The organism is Micromonospora sp. KLBMP9576 (assembly GCF_050941805.1).
In the GTDB taxonomy this organism is placed as follows: domain Bacteria; phylum Actinomycetota; class Actinomycetes; order Mycobacteriales; family Micromonosporaceae; genus Micromonospora.
Window position 1 is genome coordinate 2,938,007 of sequence record NZ_CP194567.1, and the last position, 22,771, is coordinate 2,960,777.

Below are 22,771 nucleotides of genomic sequence, written 5' to 3' on the forward strand. Positions count from 1 at the left end.
CCGGAGGGCGGCCATGAGCGAACCCGAGGAGAACCGGGACGAGACCGACCGGTCCGACCCGATCGTGGCCCCGCCGACCGCCAACCCCACCCGGGTGCGGGTGCCACCGGAGGGCGTGGGCCAGCAGGGTGACGACCCGGAGCCGGCGGAGCCCGACCGCCGCCGTCGAGAGGAGGGCTGATGGTACGCGAGCAGCGCATCGAACCCGAGGTGGAGGTGCTCTGGGACGACTTCCACGCCCAGGTCAACGTCCCGTCGGAGAAGTTGCGGCAGTGGCTGCTGACCCGCGGCTCCGGGGAGGAGGCGTTCGGGCCCGACCCCGATCTCGACCTGCCCGCGTTGGGGCGGCGGATCCTGCGGGTGCTGACCAAACGCAAGGTCGACCTCACCGGGGAGGACATCGAGGTGATGCGGGATGCGATCGACGAGATCCAGTCCCGGCTGGACGAGAAGCCGCCCCGCGGCAACGCCGACGACCGGTGGCGGCACTCCCTGCTCGACCTGGGCCACGACGTCCTCGTCGAACGCTGACCGGCCGACCGGCGGCGCCCGGGTGTTCCCGGGCGCCGCCGGCGTCGTGCTCACCCGTGCTCGCTCTCCAGGCTGCCGATCGTCAGGCCCGCGGCGTCGGCCGCCGCCTCGCGGTCGGCGAGCGTCTGTGCCTCGCGGGTCAGCAGGTTGGCGTACTCCGTGACGTCGGCCGGGTCGGGCACCTCGGGCAGGCGGCGCAGGAAGGCCTCCATGTCGCGGACGGCGGCGGTGTGCGCGGCGGCGGCCTGCCGGAGGATCTCCCGGTCGTCGGCGGCGGGGTAGAGATCGGTCATGCCCGCCTGATACCCGGCGTCACGCCGTTCGCACCCCCTCGGCACCGGCGGTCGTCAGCCGCCGCGCCCCGTAGCCCGGATTGCGCAGCAGCCAGGCCAGGTACGCCGGGTGGGCCGCCAGCGAGTCGGTGTACGCGGCCAGCGCCGTCTGCAGCACCAGCTCGGCGTCCCGGGCGGCGGGGGAGTCGGGGTGCCAGCCCAGCATCAGCCGCCAGCGCAGCGGCGTCCCGGTCAGCATCCGGGTGACGAGCCCGGCGACGGGGCGGAAGGTGGCCTGGCAGAGCGCGATCGCCTCCCCCGAGTCCACCATGTCGATGCAGCAGCGCACGTCGGTCTCGTACACCTTGCGGGGGGTGAAGCCGGCGCGGGCGCAGGCGGCGGCGAAGCAGTCGCCGAAGCAGCCGTCGCCGGGTGCGGCGATCCACTGTTCCCGGCGCAGCTCCAACAGGCTCACCTCGGCCCGCCCGGCCATCGGGTGCTGCTCGGGCAGCAGGACGAGCACCGGGTCGACAGCCACCTCCCGCCAGCTCAGCCCGCACTCGGCCGGCGGGGCCGCGTCGCCGCACACCCCGATGAGCGCGAAGTCCAGCCGGCCGCCGGCGACCAGCTGGGTCAGCTCGTCGGCCGACCAGGAGGCGTGGGTGGTGATCTGTGCCGGTGGTGGCTCGGCGGCGAGCCGGTGCACGAGCCGCCCGAGGATGGGGCTGTTCACCCCGCCGAACCGGTATCGGTGGAGCGTGTCGCCGGCCCCGGCGAGCCGGGCCGCCTCGTCCTGCAGGCCCTTCATCGCCGGCAGCAGCACCCTGGCCCGGGCCAGCACCAGCTCGCCGAGGACGGTGGGGCGCGCGCCCCGGCGGTCCCGTTCGAACAGAGGCCCGCCCAGGGTCCGCTCGATGCGCTGGAGCTGGGCGGTGAGTGCCGGTTGGGCCAGGCCGAGCGTCGATGCCGCCTTGGTCACGCTCCCCGTCTCCGCGATCGCGCAGACCACCCTCAGGTGTCGCAGCTCCAGATTCATACGGTGACGGTATGACCCCGCAGCGATCGACGGAAGGCCCTGGAGGCATCAACGACCTCCGATGTTTGCGGGATCGCGGGGGCCCGCCGCGCCGGGCGGCGGCCAGGGCCGCCCCGGCGGCTCAACCCGGCGGCGGCTCGGTCAGGTCGGCCAGGTAGGTGGGCCGGCCGGTGACGGCGTCGCGGACCTTGTCGACCACGCCCACGGCAGGCTCGACGACGCGGTTCCAGGGCGGGGTCGTCGGGGTGCCCGGGTGCGGGCGGGTCGGGGCCGCCTCCTCGGCGATCTCCAGCCGGTTGCCCAGCCGGATCAGCTCCTCGGCGCTGGCCACCTCGCGCAGCGCCGCGACCAGCGCGCCGGCCTCCTCGACGTGGCGGTGCACCAGCGCGGCGACGTCGGCGAGCCCGTCGTCGGTGAGCCCCTGCAGCGCGCTGAGCAGGGCCCGGTCCGCCGCGAGGGCCCGGTCGACCCGGTCCGCCGTGTCGGGCCGGGCGCTGCGCACGGCCGGCAGCAGGTACTGCTCCTCGGCGGAGAGGTGCCGCGACAGCGCCGCGGTGAGCACCGGCAGGCCGCGCGCGGGGGCGGGTTGCGGGCCCGGGCCGGTGAGCCGTAGCACCAGCTCCCGCAGCTGCCGGTGCTCGGCGTCGACGATGTCGGCGATGCTGCGCCCGCCCGGCCGGAAGCCCTCGTCCTCTCCGGCGGGCGGCAGCGGTGGCAGGGGAACGGTCATGTTGCCCTCCTCTGGTGGCGGGCGGAGCACGTGGTGGGGCGCGGTCGGGACCGGCGGTACCCGGGCGCACCGGCGGCGAAACCGGGCCCGGTCGCCGGCCGCCCCCACCGCGAGGCGGGAACCGGCGGATCGGGCGACCTGATCAGGCCCCTGGGCTGGTATGAAATACCGATGACGAGCGACGCCGCCCGACCCGACCCCACCGACGAGGTCGTCGACCTCTGCCGCGACCTCCTGCGGATCGACACCACCAACACCGGGGACAACGACACCAGCGCGGGGGAGCGCCTCGCCGCCGAGTACGTGGCGGAGAAACTGGCCGAGGTGGGCATCGAGCCCGTCATCCACGAGTCGGCGCCCGGCCGGGCCAACCTGATCGCCCGCATCCCGGGCGCCGACCCGAGCCGCGGGGCGCTGCTGGTGCACGGTCACCTCGACGTCGTGCCCGCCGACGCCGACGAGTGGTCGGTGCACCCGTTCTCCGGTGAGCTGCGCGACGGCTACCTGTGGGGGCGGGGCGCCATCGACATGAAGGACTTCGACGCCATGGTGCTGGCCGTGGTGCGGCACTGGCAGCGCACCGGCGTCCGCCCGCCCCGCGACATCGTGCTCGCCTACACCGCCGACGAGGAGGCGGGCAGCGACTACGGCGCGCACTTCCTGGTCGAGCGGCACCGCGGCCTGTTCGACGGCTGCACCGAGGCCATCGGCGAGGTCGGCGGCTTCTCGTACTCGGTCAACGACAGCCAGCGGCTCTATCTCATCGAGACCGCCGAGAAGGGCATCGACTGGCTGCGCCTGCACGCCAAGGGCCGCCCCGGGCACGGCTCGATGATGCACGACGACAACGCCGTCACCGCGCTCGCCGAGGCGGTGGCCCGCATCGGCCGGCACCGCTTCCCCGTGGTGGTGACCGACACCGTGCGCGCCTTCCTCGAGGAGGTCTCCGACCTGCTCGGCATCGAGCTCGACCCGGAGGACCCGGAGACCGCCATCGCCAAGCTCGGGCCGATCGCCAACATCATCGGCGCGACGATCCGCAACACCGCCAACCCGACGCGCCTCGCCGCCGGCTACAAGGACAACGTCATCCCCGGCCGGGCCACCGCCACCATCGACTGCCGCAGCCTGCCGGGGCAGTCGGAGCTGCTGGAGCGGCAGTTGCGCGAGCTGGTCGGCCCGGACATCGCCATCGAGTACGTGCAACGTCAGCCGGCGCTGGAGACGACGTTCGACGGCGACCTGGTCGAGGCGATGTCCGCCGCGCTGCGCGCGGAGGACCCGGGCGCGCGACCCGTGCCGTACATGCTCTCCGGCGGCACCGACGCCAAGGCGTTCTCGCAGCTCGGCATCCGCTGCTTCGGTTTCGCGCCGCTGCGGCTGCCCGCCGACCTCAACTTCTCCGCGCTGTTCCATGGCATCGACGAGCGGGTTCCGGTGGACGGACTACAGTTCGGCGTGCGGGTTCTCGACCGGTTCCTCCGCACCTGCTAACCCGCTTCGGCACCCCCGGTGCCGCGGCGTGAATCTCTGATCGTGAAGGGACTTACCCACATGACCGACCAGCACGGTGAGCTGGACGCCGCCCTCGAGCGCGTGATCGATGCGGCCCGCCACCACCTGGCCGCCGTCCGTGCCGCGCAGGGCCGCATCGACGACGACGACGTCTGGCAGGCGTACCTCGCGCTCAACAACGCGTCCTTCGCGTACGACGAGCAACTTCTGGACGCCTTCGGCGAGGTCACCCCGTGGGACGTCGAGGCGATCGACCCGGAGGTGGGCGACCAGCGCCTCGGCGCCGACGGGGAGGAGCCCACCGACCCGCACCCGCGGATCGTCTCGGTGCGCCAGCGGCGCGACTACCGGGTGCCGAGCGTGTCGGCGCTGATCCGCGTCGCCGAGGCCGCCCGGCGGGAGAGCACCCCGGCGGAGGACGAGGCGGAGCCCGTGGAGGGTGTCGGCGAGGCGGTGCTGGAGCTGCTGCAGAGCGGCGACGGCTCGCTCGGCGCGCTGGACGTGCCGGAGCTGGAGCCCCTCGACGGCGTGGTGATGGTCAGCGAGGTCGGCACCCCGGTCGACCTGGAGTCCTTCGACGACGACGACGCGGTCGGCCCGTTCCAGCCGGCCGCCGACGACCGGCTGGTCGGCCGGCTCGACGAGCACCCGTTCATGGAGCTCGACGAGGAGCACGACCACGCCCACTAGGCGGTGCCGCCCGGGGCCTGACCGTCCGGTCGGGCCCCGGGCGCGTGGTCAGTAGGAGAGTCCCGGCTGCGGCTGGTTGACCCGACGGCGGCGCAGCACCACCTGCCGGGTGCCGTCGCGGTACAGCCGCACCCGCGCCAGCTCCCATCCGGAGAACTCCGCCTGGATCGCCAACTGCGCCGCGGCGGTCGACCGGTCGACGTTCGGCGGCAACCGCAGCGGCGCGTACTCGTAGTCCATGACAACCATGCTGCCCAGCCCCGGGGCCCCGCGCCACCCCATCGCCGGTGATCCGCGCCGCCCGGGGCGGGGGCCGACGGACGGTCAGCCGGTCGGTGGGTTGGCGGCGAGCAGGGCGGCCAGCGACGACGCGCCCAGGGCCAGGGCGCGCGGGGTGCCCGCGTCCACGACCAGGCCCCAGGCCGGGTCGGGCCACCGGGCGAGCAGGTCCGCGCAGGGCACGGCGACGAACGGCACCCCCGGCCCGGCGAAGGCGGTCAGCGCGTCCGGGGAGGTGAAGACGGGCAGCAGCGGCGCGCCGGTCGGGTCGGTGACGACCGTCCACGGCACGTCACCCTCCGGTCCGGGCTCGGCCGCCAGCGGTACGCAGACCGCCGCGGCGGCGAGGATGCCGAGGTAGACGGGCAGGTCTCGCCGCGCGCCGGCGTCGTCGAGCAGGTCGAGCACGCCCTGGCCGGGCGGGACGGGTCCGTCCCCCGACTGGCCGGGAGGGCCGGCCGCCACCTGCTCGGCGTCGGTGCCGCGCGGGCCCGCGGGAAGCGCCGCGGCCCCGGGCGCCGGCTCGGCCCGGCCCGCCACCGGGGGGTGTCCCGCCCCGCTCGGGGGCGCGGTCGGCTCCGCCCGGGCGCGGGGCACGGTCGGCTCCGGGCGGACCCGGGGGCCGGTGGGCGGGAGGATCTGGCAGGACAGCGCGCCGGGCTCCGTGGTGAGCACCACGGCGGCGGTCCGCGCCGCGAATCCACTCCACCAACGCAGGCCCTCGGCGTTGCGTGGCGTCTCGTACCACCAGCCGCCGGCCCCGTGCGGCGCCCGCCAGCCGAGTTCGGCGAGGCCCCGCTCGTCGTAGGGCGGGCAGACCCCGCGCACGGCGTCGCGGCGGACCATCAGGTGCAGCCGGCGGGGGCCGGCGGCGATTTCCAGGTCGGTGTCGCGGGCGCAGCCCGACAGCGTGTCGTGGAGCCGGGCGGCGACGTCGGACCAGCCCGGCGACGTCATGCCGGGGGCCGCGGGGTGCGTCCTTCGAGCCGCCCGAGTCGTCCCATGGCCTCGTCCAGCCGGCCGAGCGAGGCGAAGTCGCCGGGGGCGCCGAAGATCTGGTTCAGGCTCGCGCCGAGCGTCGCGTCGAGCCCTTCGGTGCGCTCGTCGAGCTGCGCGGTCGCCGCCGCGCGGGCCTGCCGGTACGCCTGCAACACCATCGCCGCGAGGTCCTGCGTGCCCACCCGCAGGGCGGTCGGCGCGATGTCCAGCCCGGTGAGCTCGCCGGTGGCGGCCACGGTCGCGGACACCAGTGCGCTGTCGTCGGTGGCGGTCCCGCTCAGCTCGTCCAGGTCGTCGGCGAGCCCGGCGAAGCGGCGCTCGATGTCGGCGAGCCGTCCGGCGAGGCCGTCGAACGCGGAGAGCGGGTCGGACATCAGAACCTCCCGTGCGTGCTGCCGCCCGGGGGTGGCGGCCGGCCGCCCCATGATCGTATCGTCGTCCCGCCGGGCGAGTGGGGGAGGAACGGCGTGCCTGACATCGACGTCGACGTGCAGGCGGTGCGTCGGCTGGAGGCTGCCGCCCAGCGGGTGGCCGCCTCGCTGACCGCGCTGGAGAGCCGCATCATGGCCGCCGGCGACATCCCGGGCGGCGCCTTCGGGCGGCTGCCGTTCGTCAGCGACCTGCTCGAGGAGAAGTACGCCGAGCAGGCCACGGGCGGGATGGAGCTGTTCCGCTCGGGCCACGACGCGTTCGAGCGGGTGGGCGACGCGCTGGGCGCGACGGCCGAGGCCTACGAGCGCACCGAGCGGGACATCGACGGGTCCTTCCGCGCCATCGGTGCCGGGCCGCCCCGGTGAGCGGACCGGCGGGGACGGCCGTCGAGCTCTGGAACGGCATCGACGGCGCGCTGTCCGGCGTCGACAAGGTCGTCGACAGCGTCTGCCGCACCCTCGCCTGGCCGCTCATCCAGCTCGTCGACCTCGTCGACGGCGAGCCGGTCGTGCTGCGCGCCAAGGCCGCCGAGTGGGACGCCCTGGCCGGGCAGGTACGCGAGGTGGCGGTGCGCCACCGCGGCGTACGCGAGGCCGAGCAGGTCGGCTGGCGCTCCCCGGCGGGGGAGGCGTACGGCAGGCGGATGGCCGACGTCGAGCAGCAGTTGCGCGACGTCGCCGAACAGTTCGCCGCCACCGCCGAATACCTGCGCGGCGTCGCCGACGCGTTGCAGATGGTGCACGACGTGCTGGTCGACGTCTGCGTCGAGTTCGTCAACTTCCTGCTGGTGACGCTGGTCACGGCGCTGGTGATGGCCCCGTTCACCGCCGGGGCGTCCTGGGCGGCCGGCGTGGCGCTCGGGGTGACCAGGGGCATGATCGCGCTGACCCGGATGCTGCGGATCATCCGGCCGCTGGCGGCGCACCTGCAGAAGGTCGTCCGGTTGTTGCAGCGGGTCCTGCTGTACCTGCGCAAGCTGCGCAACCACCTGGACAAGCTGGTCGACAAGCAGAAGGCGCTGCGCACGGGCCAGAAGTACGCCGACAAGCGCCGCGACGCCGGCGCCGCCGACAAGTGGTTCCACAGCTTCACGGACCCGGCGAAGGGCAGCTGGAAGCTCGGCAAGTCCGGCACGCCGTTCGACATGTCCACGTTCGAACGCATGGGCGCGCTGCGGGCGCACGGCGTGGCCGACGGGGCGCGGATGATCGGCCGGGACTGGGCCACCAACCTGCCGTGGAACGTCCCGAACTCCGTGGTGCACGGCGTCGCCTGGGGCGGCGTCGCACTGGTCTCCGGCCTGTCGGTGCCCGGCGCGGGACCGGTCGACGACAAGGTCGACGCGGCGGTGCGGGGCGGCGCCGAGTGGGTCGACCAGAATGTCTTCGGGCAGCCGGCGGCCGGCGGCTGACGGCCGATCGAGGGGGTGGAACGTGTCCGAGGGGCGCGGCCGGCTGGGCCGGCTGACCGACGCGGTGTTCGGCGGCGCGCGGGCCGCCCGGGACAAGGCCCGCGAGCTGCGCGACGAGTTCCGCACCACCGACGAGCCGGAGCGCGCCCTGGTCGCGCCCCTGCTGCCCGGCGAGGAGCTGCGCTACGTCGGCCTGGCGCCGGTGCGGGCCCCGGAGAACCACCGGGCCGGCGACCAGCTCGCCGACCGGGTGGGCGCGGAGCTGGCCGAGGCGCTCGACCCGCGCGCGCTGTTCGGTCTGCTCAACGTCGTCAACCCGGTCGCCTGGGTGGACGCGGTGCTGACGCCCGTACGGGTCGCCGCGGGTGTCCTGCTGCTGCCCGGCCGGGCCGCCGTGCTCGCCGCCGGTTCGCCGCCGGCGGCCGAGCCGGAGCCCGCGCCGTCCGCCGCGCCCCGGCAGCCGCTGCCGCTCACCGCCGAGCAGGAGGCGTTCCGGGCGCTGTTCCGGCTCAGCCGCCACCGCCCGCTGGCGGACCAGCTCGCCGAGATCGCCTACCGGCGGCGGTACGTGTTCAGCGGTGACCTGGCGACGCTCGCCGGCAGCCTGCTGCTCTTCCTCGAGCGCTACACCGGCACCCCGCTCGCGGTCACCGACACCCACCTGCACCTGCTGCGGATGGGCCGCCGCCCGGACCCCGACCGTGCGGACCGGCGGCGCCCCCAGGTGCTCTGGAGCATCCCGCGGCGGCGGGTCGCCCGCGTCGACTGCGAGCACGGCGCGACCCGGCTCATGCAGTTTCCGTCCACCCTCGTGTTCGACGACGGGTCCTGGATCCGGATCGTCAACCCGGCCACCCGCGACGACCAGTCCCGCTTCCTCGCCGCCGTCCGCGAGCTGCCCGGCCGGCGCCCCCCGCCGTGAGCCGCCATCCCGCCGAGAAGCCGGCGCCCGGGCCGCGAGCCGGCGGCGCCCGGGGGGTCAGCTGTCGCGTTCGGGATAGCCGACCGGCACGGCCGACACGTCGTCCAGCGCGGTGACGATCTCCTCCGGCAGGGTCATCCGCTCGACCTGGAGCGCGCCGAGCAGCTGCCCGACGGTGCGCGCGCCGAGGATCGGGGCCACGACCCCGGGGCGGTCGCGGATCCAGGCCAGCGCCACCTCCGCCGGCGAGACGCCCAGCCCGCCGGCGGCGGTGGCGACCGCCTCCACGATGCTGGAGCAGCGTGGCTCCAGGTAGGTGGCGACGAACCGCTCGAAGTGCGGCGACGCGGCCCGCGAGTCGGCGGGCCGGCCGTGCCGGTACTTGCCGGTGAGCACCCCGCGTCCCAGCGGCGACCAGGGCAGCACCCCCAGCCCGAGGGCCTCGCAGGCGGGCAGCACCTCGCGCTCCACGCCCCGCTCCAGCAGCGAGTACTCCACCTGCGTGGCCACCACGGGGGCGCGCCCCGGCCAGGCGGTCTGCCAGGCGGCCGCCCGCGCGGTCTGCCAGCCGGAGAGGTTCGACACCCCGACGTAGCGGACCCGGCCGCTGGACACCGCGTGGTCGAGCGCCGCGAGGGTCTCCTCCAGCGGGGTGTCGGGGTCGTGGCCGTGCAGTTGGAACAGGTCGACGTGGTCCGTGCCGAGCCGCCGCAGGGAGGCGTCCAGCGTGCGCAGCAGGTGCCCCCGGGAGGCGTCCCGCCGCCGGCCGGGGCCCGGCCGCAGCCCGGCCTTGGTGGCGATCAGCACGTCCTCGCGGGCCACCAGGGTGCCCAGCAGCGACCCGATCACCGACTCGGCGTCGCCGTCGCCGTAGACGTCGGCGGTGTCGACCAGGTTGCCGCCCGCGTCGAGGAAACTCTTCAGCTGGGCGGCCGCATCGTCGGCGTCGGTGTCCCGGCCCCACGTCATGGTGCCGAGCGCGAGCCGCGAAACCGCCAGCCCGCTTCGGCCGAGCGGTCGCTGTTGCATGGGTGAACCCTATTTCGAACCTGGCCCCGCCGATATCCTCGCTCCCGTCAACTCTGCCGGGCGCGTCGCGTTTCCGACCGTCCGGACGGCCCCGGTGGGGGTGAGAGCCGGCGCGCGCCGCGTCTTGCGGCATTGCGTAACCTGATGCGACCTGCGGTGCTTATGGGGGAGGACCTAGTGCGACTCGGGCTCAGCCTCGGATACCAGACGGCGTGGAGCACGCCGGCCGACCATCTGGCGTTCGCCCAGGAGGCGGACCGGCTCGGCTACTCGGTGGTGTGGGCGGCGGAGGCCTACGGCTCCGACTCGCCGAGCATGCTGGCCTGGATGGCCGGTCAGACGCAACGCATCGACCTGGGCAGCGCGGTGATGCAGATCCCCGCCCGCACCCCGGCGATGACCGCGATGACGGCGGCGACCATCGACGCGCTCTCCGGCGGCCGGTTCCGCCTCGGCCTCGGTGTGTCCGGCCCGCAGGTCTCCGAGGGCTGGCACGGCGTGCGGTTCGGCAAGCCGCTGGCGCGCACCCGAGAGTTCGTGGACATCGTGAAGCTGGCCGTCGCGCGCAGGAGCGTGGCGTACGACGGCGAGTTCTACACCCTGCCGCTGCCCGACGGGCCGGGCAAGGCGTTGAAGCTGGGCTTCCACCCGCCGCGCGAGCACATCCCGATCTATCTCGCCGCCGTGGGTCCGAAGAACCTGGAGCTGGCGGGCGAGATCGCCGACGGCTGGCTTGCCGTCTTCTACGCCCCCGAGTTCGCCGAGGAGCAGCTCGCGTCGGTCCGGGCCGGGCGGGCGAAGGCCGGCAAGGAGCTGGCCGGCTTCGACGTGGTCCCGTCGGTGCCCGTGGTGGTCGGTGACGACATCGCCACCTGCGCCGAGCTGGTCCGCTGGTACGCGGCCCTCTACCTGGGCGGCATGGGCAGCCGGCAGCAGAACTTCTACAACCAGCTCGCCACCCGGATGGGCTACGGCGAGGCCGCCAACGAGGTGCAGGAGCTCTACCTGACGAAGCGGCAGCGCGACGCGGCTGCCGCGGTGCCGATGGAGTTCATCGACCGTACGTCGCTGCTGGGCCCGAAGGAGCGTATCGCCGAGCGGATGCGGGACTACGCGGCCAGCGGTGTCACCACCCTGTCGGTGAGCCTCTTCGCCGCCGACCGGGACAGCGGCGTGCAGACCCTGCGTACCGTCGCCGAGGCGCTCGACCTCTCGGGAGTCGGGGAGTGACCTGGGTCGAGGCCATCGTCCTGGGCATCGTGCAGGGGCTGACGGAGTTCCTGCCGGTCAGCTCCTCCGGTCACCTGAGGATCACCTCGGCGATCTTCTTCGACCGCGACGCCGGGGCGTCGTTCACCGCGGTCACCCAACTGGGCACCGAGGCGGCGGTGCTGATCTACTTCGCCAAGGACATCTGGCGGATCACCCGGACGTGGCTGGTCGGCATCAGGGACTCCTCGGTGCGCTCCAGCCTCGACTACCGGATGGGCTGGTACGTCATCATCGGCTCGATCCCGATCGGGCTGTTCGGTTTCCTGTTCAAGGACCAGATCCGCACCGCCGGGCGCAACCTGTGGCTGGTGGCCACCACCCTGATCGTGTTCGCGTTCGTGCTGGCCTTCGCCGAGTACTGGGGGCGGCAGAGCCGTACCCTGGTCAACTTCCGGATGCGCGACGGCGTGGTGATGGGCTTCGCCCAGGCGATGGCGTTGGTACCGGGGGTGTCCCGCTCCGGCGGCACACTCACCGCCGGGCTGTTGCTCAACCTGACCCGGGAGGCGGCGGCGCGCTACTCGTTCCTGCTGGCCATCCCGGCGGTGGTGATGTCGGGGATCTTCAGCGTCGGTGACGTCTTCGAGCCGGCGGCGGCCGGCACCTCGGTGCCGAGCCTCGCCCAGATGATCGTCGCCACGGTCATCGCCTTCGGCGTGGGGTACGCGGCCATCGCCTGGCTGCTGCGCTACGTCGCCCACCACACCCTGTACGTCTTCGTGCTGTACCGGGTCGCGGTGGGCACCCTGGTCCTGGCGCTGCTGATGACGGGCACCATCAGCGCCACCTGAGCCTCCGGTCCGCGTCGGCCTCCGTCCCCCGTGTGGGGTCGGGGGCCGACGCGCGTGGTGGGCAGCCCCTCTTCCGCGTTTCGGTCATTTCGCCCCAACGGGATCTTTCGGATCTACCCTTTCGATACGCGTTGCGTTCGGACGTGATCTGCCGGTCTTCGCGCCAGAGGGGGCGACCGTGACGGCCAGCGACGGTGGAGGGCGCGGGCGGGGGAGGCCGCCGAGACGCAACCTCGTCGCGGTCGTCTCCGTCGTGGTGTTCTCCGGCGCGTTCTTCGGCTACGACCAGGGTGTCATCAGCGGAGCGCTGCGCGACATCCGGCAGACCTTCCAGGCGGACACGTTCGCCACCGAGGTGGCCGCGAGCTGGGTGACCCCCGGGGCGCTGGTGGGGGCGCTGATCGGCGGTCACCTCGCGGACCGGTTCGGTCGCCGCGGCGCCCTGTGGGTCGCCGCCGCGACGTTCGTGCTGGGCACGCTCGTGCAGGCGGTCGCGCCGGTGATCGGGGTCCTGTTCGTTGCGCGGCTCGTCCTCGGGCTGGGCATCGGGGTGGCCTCGGTCGCCGGCCCGATGTACGCGGCCGAGGCCGCGCCGGAGCGGATCCGCGGCAGCCTCCTGGCGATCTACCAGTTCTCCACCACGTTCGCCATCTTCGTCGGCTACCTGGCCGACGAGCTATTCGACACGGGCGACTCCTGGCGCTACCTGCTGGGGGCGGCGGCGCTGCTGGGGGTGGCGCTCGCCCTGGTCACCACCGTGATTCCCGATTCGGCCGTGTGGCTGCTGCGCCGAGGGGACAGGCGCCGCGCGGAGGCGTCGTTGCGGGCTACCACGCCGGCGCGCAAGGTGTCCGAGAAGTTGCAGTCCATCGAGCAGAGCCTCGACACCGGGAAGGCGGGCTGGGGGGAGGTGCTCTCGCACCGGTGGCGGCGCCCGTTGGTGCTCGGCGTCGGCCTGGCCCTGTTCCAGCAGCTGACCGGGATCAACGGGATCATCTACTACGCGGACTCGATCTTCTCGGCCGCGGGGTTCCACACCCCGCAGTCGCAACTGGCCGCGACCACCTGGGCGATCGGCGCGGTCGACTCCCTCTTCACGCTGGTCGCGGTCGCCTTCCTCGACCGGCTCGGCCGCCGGCCGCTGCTGCTGGTCGGGCTGCTGGGCATGGCGGTGTCCCTCGTCGTGGTCAGCGTCAGCTTCGCGAGGATCGCGCCGGCGGCGGCGGGGGCTGCGCAGCACCGTCCGACCGACGCGGGCATCTTCCTGCTGGTCGGTGTGGTCATGTTCGTGGCGTTCTACGCGATGTCGATCGGGCCGGTCGCCTGGACCGTCATCAACGAGATCTTCCCGGGTCGCATCCGGGGCCGGTGCGTGGCGATCGCCTCCGCCACGCACTGGGGCACCGAGTACCTCATCACACAGTTCTTCCTGAGCATGCTCAGCGCCCTGGGGCGCTCGGGGGTGTTCGCGCTCTTCGCCGGGACCTGCGTGCTGGGCTTCCTGTTCGTCTGGCGCTACCTGCCGGAGACGAAGGGCCGGACCCTCGAGCAGATCCAGCGGATGTGGACGACCGGCGCCCACGCCCGGCGTCCCCGCCGGTCCTCGTAGTTTCCCGGTTCCAGCCTCGCACTGGTGGCGCGAAGCGTACTTTTCTCCCTAAGCCGCAGTAACCAGGCTTAACGGACATAGGCCCCGTATTGAGCCGTGGCGCCGACGTTGGATTCCACACCGGGTTCGGCGGGTGGCGGCTCCCGATCGACAGTCGCGAAGGACCAGGACAGTGCATCTGACACCGAAGGAATTCGACAAGCTGACGATTCTCTCGATGGCCGTCGTCGCCAACGCCCGCAAAGCCAGAGGGATCAAGCTCAACCACCCCGAGGCCGTCGCGGTGATCTGCGCCGCCGCCCTCGAGGGCGCCCGCGAGGGCAAGACCGTCGAGGAAGTCATGAACGACGCCCGCAGCACTCTCGGCGCAGACGACGTGATGCCGGGTGTGCCGGACATGCTGCCCATGATCCAGGTCGAGGCCGTGTTCACCGACGGCTCGCGACTGGTCACCGTGCACTCACCGATCCAGTAGGCGCACCAGCGCAGACGCGGTCTCCAGGAAGGCGGAGCAGAAATGGCCAAACAGCATCCCGGCCCGAACTCGAAGCACTTGCGACCCATCGGTGGCTACGTGCTCAGCGACCAGCCGCTGGAGTTGAACGAGGGGCGGCCGGTGACGGAAGTCGTCGTCCAGAACACCGGTGACCGGCCGATCCAGGTCGGGTCGCACTTCCACTTCTTCGAAGTCAACCGGATGCTCGCCTTCGATCGCGAGGCGGCCTTCGGCAAGCGGTTGAACATCCCGGCGACGACGTCGATCCGCTTCGAGCCGGGCGACAAGAAGACCGTGGAGCTCGTTCCCTTCGCCGGGCTGCAACGGGTGTACGGGTTCAACGGGCTCGTGCAGGGATGGACCGGTAGCCAGTCGGCTCCCACCTACCGGCCGGACCGCACCGAGGCGATCCACAACGCCAAGACCCGGGGCTTCAAGTTCGGCCCGGAGCAGCAGGAGAACCCCAAGGGCAAGAAACAGTAGATCCACTATCCCGCGGGGCGGCCCGCCTCGGGCAGGAGAGATGATTCGATGAGCCAGATATCTCGGCAAGAGTATTCCGGAATGTTCGGCCCCACGACGGGCGACAAGATCAGGCTCGGCGACACCGAGCTGTACATCGAGATCGAGAAGGACCTCCGGGTCCTCGGTGACGAGGTGATGTACGGCGGGGGCAAGACGCTGCGCGACGGCATGGGCGTGCAGAACCAGTACACCAACGCCGAGGGCGGCCTCGACCTGGTCATCACGAACGTGACCATCGTCGACGCGACCCTCGGCGTGATAAAGGCCGACGTCGGGATCAAGGACGGCAAGATCGCCGGCATCGGCAAGGCCGGCAACCCGAACATCATGCAGGGGGTCACCCCCGAGTTGATCACCGGGCCGGGCACCGACGCCATCTCCGGTGAGCACCTCATCCTGACCGCCGGGGGCATCGACGCCCACGTGCACCTGGTCGCGCCGCAGCAGGCGTACGCCGCCCTGAGCAACGGCGTGACCACCCTGTGGGGAGGTGGCACCGGCCCGTCGGACAGCAGCAACGGCGTCACCATCACCCCCGGCACGTGGAACATCCAGGCGATGATGCGGTCCTTCGAGAACATCCCGATCAACATCGGCCTGATGGCGAAGGGCAACAGCACCGGCCGGGCGCCCCTGGTGGAACAGATCATGGCCGGCGCGCCGAGTTTCAAGATCCACGAGGACTGGGGCGCGCCGCCCGCGGTGATCCGTGCCTGCCTGGACGTCGCCGACGAGTTCGACGTGCAGGTCAGCATCCACACGGACACCCTCAACGAGAGCGGCTACCTCGAGGACACCGTAGCCGCGTTCGAGGGCCGGACGATCCACACCTTCCACACCGAGGGCGCCGGTGGCGGACACGCGCCGGACGTCATCAAGATCGCCAGCCAGATGAACGTGCTGCCGAGCTCGACCACGCCGACGGTGCCCTACGGCATCAACAGCCAGGCCGAGCTGTACGACATGATCATGGTCTGCCACAACTTCAACCCCAAGGTCCCCTCGGACGTGGCCTTCGTCGAGAGCCGGATCCGGACGGAGACGATCGCGGCCGAGGACGTCCTGCTCGACGAGGGCGTCATCTCGATGATGCAGAGCGACTCGCAGGCGATGGGACGCGTCGGCGAGACCTGGCTGCGGACCATCCAGCTCGCCGGTCAGATGAAGGTCGTCCGCGGCAAGCTCGCCGAGGACTCCGACAGCAACGACAACTTCCGGGTGCTGCGCTACGTGGCGAAGATGACCATCAACCCGGCCATCACCCAGGGGATCTCGCACGTGGTGGGATCGGTCACGCCGGGCAAGATGGCCGACCTCGTGCTCTGGGAGCCGGCCTTCTTCGGCACGAAGCCGAAGATGGTGATCAAGGGCGGCATGATCGCCTGGTCGATCATGGGTGACCCGAACGCCTCGCTGCCGACGCCGCAGCCGGTCTACTACCGACCGATGTTCGGCGCGTTCGGCAGCCAGCTCGCCAAGACCTGCGTGACCTTCGTGTCCCGGGCGGCGCACGAGTCCGGTGTCGCCGAGAAGCTCGGCCTGCAACGGCAGATCATCCCGGTCTACCGGACCCGCGGCCTGACCAAGCGGGACATGGTCCGCAACGACCGCACGCCGAAGCTCGAGGTCGATCCGGAGACCTTCGCCGTGAAGATGGACGGCGTGCACGCGACCGTGCCGGCGGCCAGGAACCTGCCCATGAGCCAGCTCTACTTCTTCAGCTGACGCCGCCGGGACCGGCTCGCCGGTGCCCGGTCCCGGCACCACCCGGCGCCCCCGCGGCGCCACCGCCACGACCGAAAGGAGAAGCCCGTGCTCGTCGAGACGGTGCTGGGCAACATGAACGAGCCGGACTGGACGGTCCGGCTCAGGCAAGCGCGCATCGACGACCTGGTCCTCGACCAGTGGGACGCCCAGAAGAGCCGCATCCGCAAGATGACCAGCTCCGGGGCGGAGCTGTCGGTCTCGCTGGCCCGCGGCGTACGGCTGCGCGACGGCGACGTCCTGGCCTGGGACGACCTGACCGCCACGGCGGTGGTGGCCCGGGTGCAGCTCGGCGAGGTGATGGTCGTCGACCTCGGTGGCCTGCGCGGCGAGTCGGCCGACCTGCTGATCCGCTCGGCCGTCGAACTCGGTCACGCGATCGGCAACCAGCACTGGCCGGCCGTGGTCAAGGGCACGAAGATGTACGTCCCGCTGACCGTGGACCGCAAGGTGATGGACTCGGTGATGCGCACCCACGCGTTCACCGGGATCACGCACGAGTTCCTGCCCGGCACCGAGATCATCGCGTATCTCGCGCCGCACGAGTCGCGCCGGCTCTTCGGCGGGGCGGACTCCACGCCGCACACGCACCTGCCCGCCGAACTCAACTGAGGCCGGGGCCGGACGGTGCGCGAGATGGTCGAGACCCTGAAGCTGTTGCAGTTCGGCGACTCGGTGTTTCCGGTGGGCGCCTTCTCCTTCTCGAACGGGCTGGAGATGGCCGTGCAGCACGGCGCGGTGCACGACCGCGGCAGCCTGCAGGACTTCGTGCGCACGCTCACCCGGCTCGCCGCCACGGGCGACGGTGTCGCCCTGCTCGCCGGGCACCGCGCCGCCGCCGCCGGGGACCTCGACCGGATCCGGCAGGCCGACGAGGCCGTCTACCTCCGCAAGATCAACGAAGAGATGCGCGTCATGTCCGTACGCATGGGGCGCAAGCTGGCCGAGGCGTCGACCCGGATCGTCGGGGAGTCGCTGCTCAAGAAGCGCGTCGACGAGTCGGCCACCGGAGTGCCGGTGACCTACCCGGTCGCGCTCGGGGTGCTCTTCGCCGAGCTCGGGGTGAGCGAGCAGGACGCCTTCGCGGCACACCAGTACGGCACCGCCTCGACGGTGCTCGGCGCGGCGGTCCGGCTCATGCGGGTGGACCACCTCGACGCCCAGTCGATCCTCTACGCGGTCAACGAGAGGGTCGCCGACGACTACCACGAGGTGCGCACCGCCGGTCTCGACGACATGCAGACCTTCGGCCCCCACCTCGACGTGCTGGCCGCGGCGCACCAGCACACCCACGTGCGGATGTTCATGAGCTGACGGACCCCGCGCCAGCTCGGCGGGCTCCCGTCCGACGCCGGGACCCGTGTCCCAGAACCACTGAAACCTCTTCGCAGAAGGAATGGTCACATCATGAAGTCGGCAAGCCGTATCGGCGTGGGCGGCCCGGTGGGCAGCGGTAAGACCGCGATCATCGAGGCTGTCGTGCCCCGGTTCGTGGACAACGGACTGCGGGTGCTGGTGATCACGAACGACGTCGTCACCACCGAGGACGCCAAGCACGTACGACGCGCGTTGACCGGGGTGCTGGTCGAGGAGCGGATCATCGGGGTGGAGACCGGCGCGTGCCCGCACACGGCGGTACGCGAGGACCCCAGCATGAACCTGGCGGCCGTCGAGGACATGGAGGCCCGGTTCCCGGACAGCGACGTGGTGCTGATCGAGAGCGGCGGGGACAACCTGACCCTCACCTTCAGCCCCGCCCTGGTCGACTACTTCATCTACGTCATCGACGTCGCGGCCGGGGACAAGATCCCCCGCAAGAACGGTCCCGGGATCTCCAAGTCCGACATCCTCGTGATCAACAAGACCGACCTGGCGCCCTACGTGGACGCGGACCTCGGCGTCATGGCCCGCGACGCGGACGTGATGCGCAACGGCAAACCGGTCGTGTTCACCAACTGCAAGACCGGCGAGGGCATCGACGAGCTGGTCTCGCTGATCCGGCGCAACGCCCTCTTCGACGCCGAAGTGGTTGCATGATCACACTGGACAGCGCGCGCGAGCTGCGCCCGTACCAGGAGCAGCCGGCCCAGTTGCCCGCCGGGTACAACGGCAAGGTGGGGGTGCTGCGCCTCGGCTTCGAGCGGCACGGCGACCGCACGATCCTGCGCGATCTCTACCGGCAGTCCCCGCTGCTGGTGCAGCGGGCGCTGTACTGGGACGAGGAGATGCCGCAGCTGCCGTGCGTCATGATCCTGACGACCTCCGGGGGCGTGCTGCAGGGCGACCGCCTGCAGCTGGACGTCGACCTGGCTCCCGGCAGCCAGGCGCACCTGGTGACCCAGTCCGCCACCAAGATCCAGGAGATGGACGCGAACTACGGCGCGCAGCTGCAGCGGTTCACCCTCGGCGAGGACACCTACCTGGAGTTCCTGCCGGAGCCCGTGATCCCGTACCGGGGCAGCCGGTTCGTCACCGACACCCGGGTGCGGCTGCCGGAGAGCGCCACCATGCTCTACGGCGAGGTGCTGCAACCCGGTCGGAAGCACTACCGCGACGGCGAACTGTTCGCCTACGACCTCTTCTCCTGCTCGCTGCGGGCGCAGCGGCCGGACGGCCGGCGGTTGTTCGTGGAGAAGTTCGTGGCCTCGCCGGGACAGTTCGACGTGGGCCGCGTCGGGGTCATGGACCGCTTCCACGTCTTCGGCAACGTCGTGCTGCTCACCAACGCCGAGCGGGCCGCCCGGGTCTACGAGCGGACCCGCACCCCCCTCTGGGACGAGCTGACGCCGCTGGCCAGCGGCGTCAGCCGGCTGCCCAACGACGCAGGGCTGATCTTCAAGGTGCTGGGACAGGAGACCGAGCCGGTGCGCGCCGCCGTACGCGCCTTCTGCGTGGCGGCCCGGGAAGAAGTGACCGGCCAGACCTTTCCGCCCGCGTTCAGCTGGCGTTGAACCACCAAACAGGGAGGTTGCCGTGAGCGCGGTGACGCACGGCTGGCACAGGCTGAGCAGTGGAAACCCGCTGGTCGAGTTCGTCGACGCATGCCTGCGCGGACCCGCGCAGGTCATGTTCCAGAACAACCCGCTGACCGGCCTGATCATCCTCGTCGCGATCGCCTGGGGGGCGGTCGAGAGCGGGCAGCCCCGGATCTTCGGCGGCGCCGTCCTCGGTCTGGTCGTCGGCACCGCCACGGCCATCGTGTTGCAGGTGGACCGGACCTCGCTGCGGCAGGGGATGTTCGGCTTCAGCCCACTGCTGACCGGGATCGCCGTCCCGACGTTCCTCGACCAGCGCCCGCTGATGTGGCTCTATCTCGTGCTCGGCGCGATCGCCACGACGGTGCTGACCCTGGCGCTCAACGCGGTCTTCAAGACCTGGGGCCTGACCGCGTTCACGTTCCCGTTCGTGCTGACCACCTGGGTGCTGCTGCTGGCCGCGTACCAGTTCGACAAGTTCACGGTGCTGACCAACGCGAAGCCGATGCTGCCCGGCGAGGCAGCGCTGCCCGGCGGCAGCTTCGACTGGGACCTCGTGCCCATCTTCCTGCGCGGGGTGTCCCAGGTCTACCTGGTCAACAGTTGGGTCAGCGGCCTGCTCATGGTGATCGCGCTGCTGATCAACTCCCGCTGGTCGGCGCTCTTCGCCCTGGTCGGCAGCGTCGGTGCGACCCTGCTGGCGCTCTGGTTCGGTGCCGCCGGGGACTCGCTCGACAAGGGCCTGTACGGCTTCAACGCGGTGTTGACGGCGATCGCGGTGGGCGCGGTGATGCACCGCCCCGGCGTGCTGGTGACCGTCTACACCGTCTTCGGCATCGCGTTGACGCTCTTCGTCCAGATGGGGCTGGCGACCGTGCTCACCCCGCTGGCCATCCCCGTGCTGACCGGGCCGTTCAACATCGCGACCTGGCTGCTGCTGCTGCCCAGGCGGCACTTCGCGCCCGTGCCCAACCACGAACGCGTCAAGGAGACCATCGTCTCGACGGTGAAACGCACCGTCTGACCGTACCCAGAAAGAGGTGAGCTCCCGTGCTCGCTCAGGACGCGGTGAACCCCGGCGATACCGCCTGGGTGCTGGTCTGCGCCGGCCTCGTGTTGTTCATGACTCCCGGCCTGGCCGTGTTCTACGGCGGGATGGTCCGCACCCGCAACGTGCTCGCGATGCTGCAACAGAACATCATCGCGCTCGGGGTGGTCAGCCTGACCTGGGTGCTCGTGGGCTACACCATCGCCTTCGGCGACGACGCCGGCACCGGCCTCTTCGGCAACCTCGAACTGCTCGGCCTGACCGGCCTCGGGGTGCCGCCCGCGCCCAACCTGCACGTGGTCGCCGGCGCGGTGACGATCCCGACCCTGGCGTTCGTCGCGTACCAGATGATGTTCGCGGTGATCACCCCCGCGCTCGTCACTGGGGCCACGGCCGGCCGGCTGAAGTTCGTCGGCTGGGCGCTGTTCCTCGCCATCTGGTCCGTCGTGGTCTACGCCCCGATCGCGCACTGGCTGTGGCATCCCGACGGCTGGCTGGCCAACTTCGGCACCCAGGACTGGGCGGGCGGGATGGTCGTGCACGCCTCGGCGGGCGCGGCGGTCCTGGGCGTGCTGCTGGTCGTCGGGCGCCGGCGGGGCTGGCCGCACAGCGAGGCGCCGCCCAACTCGGTCCCGCTGACCATCCTCGGCGCGGGCATCCTCTGGTTCGGCTGGTTCGGCTTCAACGGCGGCGACGGGTTGCAGGCCAACGGGGTGGCCGCCCAGGCGGTGCTCAACACCCACCTCGCGGCCGCGGCCGGCATGCTGGTCTGGCTGGTGGCGGAGCGGCTGAAGGACGGCCACAGCACCGTGGTGGGCAGCGTCTCGGGCGCCGTCGCCGGCCTCGCGACGATCACCCCGGCCGCCGGGTACGTCAACACGCTCTCCGCCATCGCCATCGGGGCCATCGCCGGCCTGGTCTGCCACACCGCGCTGCGGCTGAAGTACCTGCTGCGGCTCGACGACGCCCTGGACGTCCTCGCGGTCCACTTCGTCGGCGGCATGCTCGGCTCGCTGCTGCTGGGCCTCTTCGGCGACAGCGGCACCAACCCGCTCGGCAAGGACGGTCTCTTCCTCGGCGGCGGCGGCTCCCTGCTCTGGCACCAGCTCGTCGGCGTGGTCGCCGTGGTGGCCTTCGCCTTCGTGCTCAGTTGGGCGATCGCCGCCGCCGTGCAGGCGCTCGTCGGGCTGCGCGCACCGGCCGACACCCAGGAGAACCTCGACCGCGCCCAGCAGGACGCCGAGGCGTACCACCTGGGGGGCGTGGCGGGGCTCAGCGGCCCGGGCGCCCACGGGCGGTCCAGCGGCGGCGGGCGCCACCGCGGTGGCGCGGTGGCCGTGTCGCCGGGCCAGGCCGCCCGGCTGGTCACCGCGACGATGAGTCCGACGCTGTTGCCGAACACCCGGGAGCTGCGGGAAGCCCTGCTCGACGCGGGCGCCCTCTCCATCGTGGTCTCCGATGCCACGGTCTCCACCGCCGATCCGGCGCCCCGGTCGCTGCCCCGGGGGTACTGGCAGGACGAGGATCTCGCGGAGCGGGCCCGGGTCGAGGTGGTGGCGCAGCAGGCGGCGGTGCCCGCGGTGCTGGAGGTGCTGGGCCGCTACGGCGCCGACCGGACGGAGAGCTTCGTGCAGGACGTCCAGCTCGCCACCGACGTGCGGTGAGCCCGGTCTCCGCCGGCCGGGCGCGGCGGGAACCCTCAGCCGCGCCGCCGGACCGGGCGGAGCAGGAGCCCCAGGGCGGACAGCACGAGCGCCCCCCAGACCGGCACCCAGAGCGGGTGCGCCTGGGCCACGGTCCCGACACCGCCCCCGACGGCATAGCAGGTCAGCGCCAGCAGACCGAGGAACGTGCCCTGCCGGGCACGCGAGCGCTCGGCGCCCGACCCGGCGAGCCACCGACCGACGCGTTCGCCCGTCTTCGCGATCGTGCCCGACTGGTAGGTGATGGCGGTGGTGATCCCGGCGGTGCGGGCGAACAGCGTCGCCAGGGCGCCCATGGCGAAGCCGCCGGCGGCGGCCAGCGCGATCCGCGGCAGCCCGCCCTGGTGGCCGTGGTGCAACAGGGCGTTGAGCCCGGCCCAGAACGCCATCGCGGCCACGGCGGCGGCGAGCGCCCGGGCCGCCGGCGACCACCGGCTGCGGGCGTGGCGTAGCTGCGAGACCACGCCCGTCGCGGCGGCGAACGCGACAAGTGAGGCGGCGGACTCGAACCAGGTGGGATGGCGTCCGGCCACGCCGATGCCGAGGAAGATGGCGTTGCCGGACTGGTTGGCGACGAACGCGCCGTAGCGCAGGAACGCGAAGGCGTCGACGAAGCCGGCGACCCCGGTGGTGAGGGCCAGGACCGCCAGCGGGTACCGGAATTCCTGGTACGAATCCTGCGGGTCGCCGGCGCCGGCGGATGCCGCGTCGCCCATCGCGTCGCACCCTCCCCGTCAGGGCC

General features: G+C 72.3%; 27 protein-coding genes. 19 read left to right on the plus strand and 8 right to left on the minus strand.

Annotation, left to right across the window (positions count from 1 at the left end; all coding sequences use genetic code 11):
• Positions 1-13 precede the first annotated feature (13 nt).
• Together ACQ452_RS13130 and ACQ452_RS13135 are read left to right on the plus strand one after the other, a co-directional pair.
• On the plus strand, positions 14-181 hold the full coding sequence (locus ACQ452_RS13130; RefSeq protein WP_433393517.1) for a hypothetical protein: 168 nt from the start codon (positions 14-16) through the stop codon (positions 179-181).
• Positions 181-531, plus strand: coding sequence for a DUF3140 domain-containing protein (locus ACQ452_RS13135; RefSeq protein ID WP_433393519.1), 351 nt, complete (start codon positions 181-183; stop codon positions 529-531). The genes ACQ452_RS13130 and ACQ452_RS13135 overlap by 1 nt, the downstream gene beginning before the upstream one ends.
• Before the next feature lie 50 nt (positions 532-581).
• Here the strand turns inward: ACQ452_RS13135 and ACQ452_RS13140 are convergent, their stop codons facing one another.
• The 3 genes from ACQ452_RS13140 to ACQ452_RS13150 form a co-directional block, all read right to left on the minus strand.
• Positions 582-824, minus strand: coding sequence for a hypothetical protein (locus tag ACQ452_RS13140; RefSeq protein WP_433393521.1), 243 nt, complete (start codon positions 822-824; stop codon positions 582-584).
• Between the two features lie 19 nt (positions 825-843).
• Entirely contained in the window at positions 844-1,839 is a 996-nt protein-coding gene (locus tag ACQ452_RS13145) for a LysR substrate-binding domain-containing protein (protein ID WP_433393523.1), read from the minus strand.
• A gap of 121 nt (positions 1,840-1,960) precedes the next feature.
• Complete coding sequence (locus ACQ452_RS13150) at positions 1,961-2,569, minus strand: hemerythrin domain-containing protein (RefSeq protein ID WP_433393525.1); 609 nt, start codon at positions 2,567-2,569, stop codon at positions 1,961-1,963.
• 171 nt (positions 2,570-2,740) lie between these two features.
• On the opposite strand from ACQ452_RS13150, the gene ACQ452_RS13155 reads away from it, so the two are divergent.
• Together ACQ452_RS13155 and ACQ452_RS13160 are read left to right on the plus strand one after the other, a co-directional pair.
• Positions 2,741-4,063, plus strand: coding sequence for a M20/M25/M40 family metallo-hydrolase (locus tag ACQ452_RS13155; protein ID WP_433393527.1), 1,323 nt, complete (start codon positions 2,741-2,743; stop codon positions 4,061-4,063).
• A 60-nt stretch (positions 4,064-4,123) separates the two neighbouring features.
• Positions 4,124-4,774, plus strand: a complete 651-nt coding sequence (locus tag ACQ452_RS13160) for a hypothetical protein (RefSeq protein ID WP_433393529.1) — start codon at positions 4,124-4,126, stop codon at positions 4,772-4,774.
• A 48-nt stretch (positions 4,775-4,822) separates the two neighbouring features.
• On the opposite strand, the gene ACQ452_RS13165 is transcribed toward ACQ452_RS13160, so the two are convergent.
• The 3 genes from ACQ452_RS13165 to ACQ452_RS13175 all read right to left on the minus strand — a co-directional run bounded on the left by ACQ452_RS13165 (position 4,823) and on the right by ACQ452_RS13175 (position 6,426).
• Positions 4,823-5,014 carry a DUF5703 family protein gene (locus tag ACQ452_RS13165; RefSeq protein WP_433393531.1) on the minus strand — a complete coding sequence of 64 codons (192 nt, stop codon included), beginning with the start codon at positions 5,012-5,014 and terminating at the stop codon, positions 4,823-4,825.
• Between the two features lie 84 nt (positions 5,015-5,098).
• Complete coding sequence (locus ACQ452_RS13170) at positions 5,099-6,010, minus strand: SseB family protein (RefSeq protein ID WP_433393533.1); 912 nt, start codon at positions 6,008-6,010, stop codon at positions 5,099-5,101.
• Positions 6,007-6,426: a YbaB/EbfC family nucleoid-associated protein gene (locus ACQ452_RS13175; RefSeq protein ID WP_433393535.1), complete on the minus strand. Its 420-nt coding sequence runs from the start codon at positions 6,424-6,426 to the stop codon at positions 6,007-6,009. Before ACQ452_RS13175 ends, ACQ452_RS13170 begins: the two co-directional genes overlap by 4 nt.
• A 93-nt stretch (positions 6,427-6,519) precedes the next feature.
• On the opposite strand from ACQ452_RS13175, the gene ACQ452_RS13180 reads away from it, so the two are divergent.
• From ACQ452_RS13180 to ACQ452_RS13190, 3 genes are read left to right on the plus strand one after another with little or no spacing between them, the layout of a single operon-like run.
• Positions 6,520-6,849, plus strand: a complete 330-nt coding sequence (locus ACQ452_RS13180) for a hypothetical protein (RefSeq protein WP_433393537.1) — start codon at positions 6,520-6,522, stop codon at positions 6,847-6,849.
• Positions 6,846-7,895: a WXG100 family type VII secretion target gene (locus ACQ452_RS13185; protein WP_433393539.1), complete on the plus strand. Its 1,050-nt coding sequence runs from the start codon at positions 6,846-6,848 to the stop codon at positions 7,893-7,895. The genes ACQ452_RS13180 and ACQ452_RS13185 overlap by 4 nt, the downstream gene beginning before the upstream one ends.
• Before the next feature lie 22 nt (positions 7,896-7,917).
• Positions 7,918-8,817, plus strand: coding sequence for a hypothetical protein (locus ACQ452_RS13190; RefSeq protein WP_433393541.1), 900 nt, complete (start codon positions 7,918-7,920; stop codon positions 8,815-8,817).
• A 57-nt stretch (positions 8,818-8,874) separates the two neighbouring features.
• On the opposite strand, the gene ACQ452_RS13195 is transcribed toward ACQ452_RS13190, so the two are convergent.
• Positions 8,875-9,846, minus strand: a complete 972-nt coding sequence (locus tag ACQ452_RS13195) for an aldo/keto reductase (RefSeq protein ID WP_433393543.1) — start codon at positions 9,844-9,846, stop codon at positions 8,875-8,877.
• 177 nt (positions 9,847-10,023) lie between these two features.
• On the opposite strand from ACQ452_RS13195, the gene ACQ452_RS13200 reads away from it, so the two are divergent.
• From ACQ452_RS13200 to ACQ452_RS13255, 12 genes are all read left to right on the plus strand, one after another.
• Positions 10,024-11,076, plus strand: a complete 1,053-nt coding sequence (locus ACQ452_RS13200; RefSeq protein WP_433393545.1) for an LLM class F420-dependent oxidoreductase — start codon at positions 10,024-10,026, stop codon at positions 11,074-11,076.
• Entirely contained in the window at positions 11,073-11,909 is an 837-nt protein-coding gene (locus ACQ452_RS13205) for an undecaprenyl-diphosphate phosphatase (protein ID WP_433393547.1), read from the plus strand. The genes ACQ452_RS13200 and ACQ452_RS13205 overlap by 4 nt, the downstream gene beginning before the upstream one ends.
• A gap of 178 nt (positions 11,910-12,087) precedes the next feature.
• On the plus strand, positions 12,088-13,518 hold the full coding sequence (locus tag ACQ452_RS13210) for a sugar porter family MFS transporter (RefSeq protein ID WP_433393549.1): 1,431 nt from the start codon (positions 12,088-12,090) through the stop codon (positions 13,516-13,518).
• Positions 13,519-13,690: 172 nt separating this feature from the next.
• Positions 13,691-13,993: an urease subunit gamma gene (locus ACQ452_RS13215; protein WP_433393551.1), complete on the plus strand. Its 303-nt coding sequence runs from the start codon at positions 13,691-13,693 to the stop codon at positions 13,991-13,993.
• A 42-nt stretch (positions 13,994-14,035) separates the two neighbouring features.
• The gene (locus ACQ452_RS13220; protein WP_433393553.1) at positions 14,036-14,497 is read left to right on the plus strand and encodes an urease subunit beta; all 462 of its coding nucleotides are present in this window, start codon (positions 14,036-14,038) and stop codon (positions 14,495-14,497) included.
• 48 nt (positions 14,498-14,545) lie between these two features.
• Positions 14,546-16,264, plus strand: a complete 1,719-nt coding sequence (locus tag ACQ452_RS13225; RefSeq protein ID WP_433393555.1) for an urease subunit alpha — start codon at positions 14,546-14,548, stop codon at positions 16,262-16,264.
• A gap of 87 nt (positions 16,265-16,351) precedes the next feature.
• Positions 16,352-16,915: an urease accessory protein UreE gene (ureE, locus tag ACQ452_RS13230; RefSeq protein ID WP_433393557.1), complete on the plus strand. Its 564-nt coding sequence runs from the start codon at positions 16,352-16,354 to the stop codon at positions 16,913-16,915.
• 24 nt (positions 16,916-16,939) lie between these two features.
• The gene (locus tag ACQ452_RS13235; protein ID WP_433393559.1) at positions 16,940-17,617 is read left to right on the plus strand and encodes an urease accessory protein UreF; all 678 of its coding nucleotides are present in this window, start codon (positions 16,940-16,942) and stop codon (positions 17,615-17,617) included.
• Positions 17,618-17,710: 93 nt separating this feature from the next.
• Positions 17,711-18,340, plus strand: a complete 630-nt coding sequence (ureG, locus tag ACQ452_RS13240; RefSeq protein ID WP_433393561.1) for an urease accessory protein UreG — start codon at positions 17,711-17,713, stop codon at positions 18,338-18,340.
• Positions 18,337-19,254 carry an urease accessory protein UreD gene (locus ACQ452_RS13245; protein ID WP_433393563.1) on the plus strand — a complete coding sequence of 306 codons (918 nt, stop codon included), beginning with the start codon at positions 18,337-18,339 and terminating at the stop codon, positions 19,252-19,254. The genes ureG and ACQ452_RS13245 overlap by 4 nt, the downstream gene beginning before the upstream one ends.
• Before the next feature lie 22 nt (positions 19,255-19,276).
• Positions 19,277-20,302, plus strand: coding sequence for an urea transporter (yut, locus tag ACQ452_RS13250; RefSeq protein WP_433393565.1), 1,026 nt, complete (start codon positions 19,277-19,279; stop codon positions 20,300-20,302).
• A 26-nt stretch (positions 20,303-20,328) separates the two neighbouring features.
• Positions 20,329-21,990 (plus strand): ammonium transporter, encoded by a 1,662-nt coding sequence (locus ACQ452_RS13255; RefSeq protein ID WP_433393566.1) that lies wholly within the window; start codon positions 20,329-20,331, stop codon positions 21,988-21,990.
• Positions 21,991-22,025: 35 nt separating this feature from the next.
• Here the strand turns inward: ACQ452_RS13255 and ACQ452_RS13260 are convergent, their stop codons facing one another.
• A complete protein-coding gene (locus tag ACQ452_RS13260) occupies positions 22,026-22,745 on the minus strand; it encodes a DUF1275 family protein (protein WP_433393568.1) in 720 nt (239 codons plus the stop codon).
• Positions 22,746-22,771: the final 26 nt, after the last annotated feature.

Excerpts from the sequence above, each read along its gene's own strand:
- ACQ452_RS13135 (WP_433393519.1), top strand. The coding sequence starts at position 181 with ATGGTACGCGAGCAGCGCATCGAACCCGAGGTGGAGGTGCTCTGGGAC.
- ACQ452_RS13140 (WP_433393521.1), bottom strand. The coding sequence starts at position 824 with ATGACCGATCTCTACCCCGCCGCCGACGACCGGGAGATCCTCCGGCAG.
- ACQ452_RS13260 (WP_433393568.1), bottom strand. The coding sequence starts at position 22,745 with ATGGGCGACGCGGCATCCGCCGGCGCCGGCGACCCGCAGGATTCGTAC.
- ACQ452_RS13220 (WP_433393553.1), top strand. The coding sequence starts at position 14,036 with ATGGCCAAACAGCATCCCGGCCCGAACTCGAAGCACTTGCGACCCATC.
- ACQ452_RS13195 (WP_433393543.1), bottom strand. The coding sequence starts at position 9,846 with ATGCAACAGCGACCGCTCGGCCGAAGCGGGCTGGCGGTTTCGCGGCTC.
- ACQ452_RS13130 (WP_433393517.1), top strand. The coding sequence starts at position 14 with ATGAGCGAACCCGAGGAGAACCGGGACGAGACCGACCGGTCCGACCCG.
- ACQ452_RS13150 (WP_433393525.1), bottom strand. The coding sequence starts at position 2,569 with ATGACCGTTCCCCTGCCACCGCTGCCGCCCGCCGGAGAGGACGAGGGC.
- ACQ452_RS13170 (WP_433393533.1), bottom strand. The coding sequence starts at position 6,010 with ATGACGTCGCCGGGCTGGTCCGACGTCGCCGCCCGGCTCCACGACACG.
- ACQ452_RS13165 (WP_433393531.1), bottom strand. The coding sequence starts at position 5,014 with ATGGACTACGAGTACGCGCCGCTGCGGTTGCCGCCGAACGTCGACCGG.
- ACQ452_RS13225 (WP_433393555.1), top strand. The coding sequence starts at position 14,546 with ATGAGCCAGATATCTCGGCAAGAGTATTCCGGAATGTTCGGCCCCACG.
- ACQ452_RS13145 (WP_433393523.1), bottom strand. The coding sequence starts at position 1,839 with ATGAATCTGGAGCTGCGACACCTGAGGGTGGTCTGCGCGATCGCGGAG.
- ACQ452_RS13245 (WP_433393563.1), top strand. The coding sequence starts at position 18,337 with ATGATCACACTGGACAGCGCGCGCGAGCTGCGCCCGTACCAGGAGCAG.
- ACQ452_RS13235 (WP_433393559.1), top strand. The coding sequence starts at position 16,940 with ATGGTCGAGACCCTGAAGCTGTTGCAGTTCGGCGACTCGGTGTTTCCG.
- ureG (WP_433393561.1), top strand. The coding sequence starts at position 17,711 with ATGAAGTCGGCAAGCCGTATCGGCGTGGGCGGCCCGGTGGGCAGCGGT.
- ACQ452_RS13160 (WP_433393529.1), top strand. The coding sequence starts at position 4,124 with ATGACCGACCAGCACGGTGAGCTGGACGCCGCCCTCGAGCGCGTGATC.
- ACQ452_RS13175 (WP_433393535.1), bottom strand. The coding sequence starts at position 6,426 with ATGTCCGACCCGCTCTCCGCGTTCGACGGCCTCGCCGGACGGCTCGCC.
- ACQ452_RS13155 (WP_433393527.1), top strand. The coding sequence starts at position 2,741 with ATGACGAGCGACGCCGCCCGACCCGACCCCACCGACGAGGTCGTCGAC.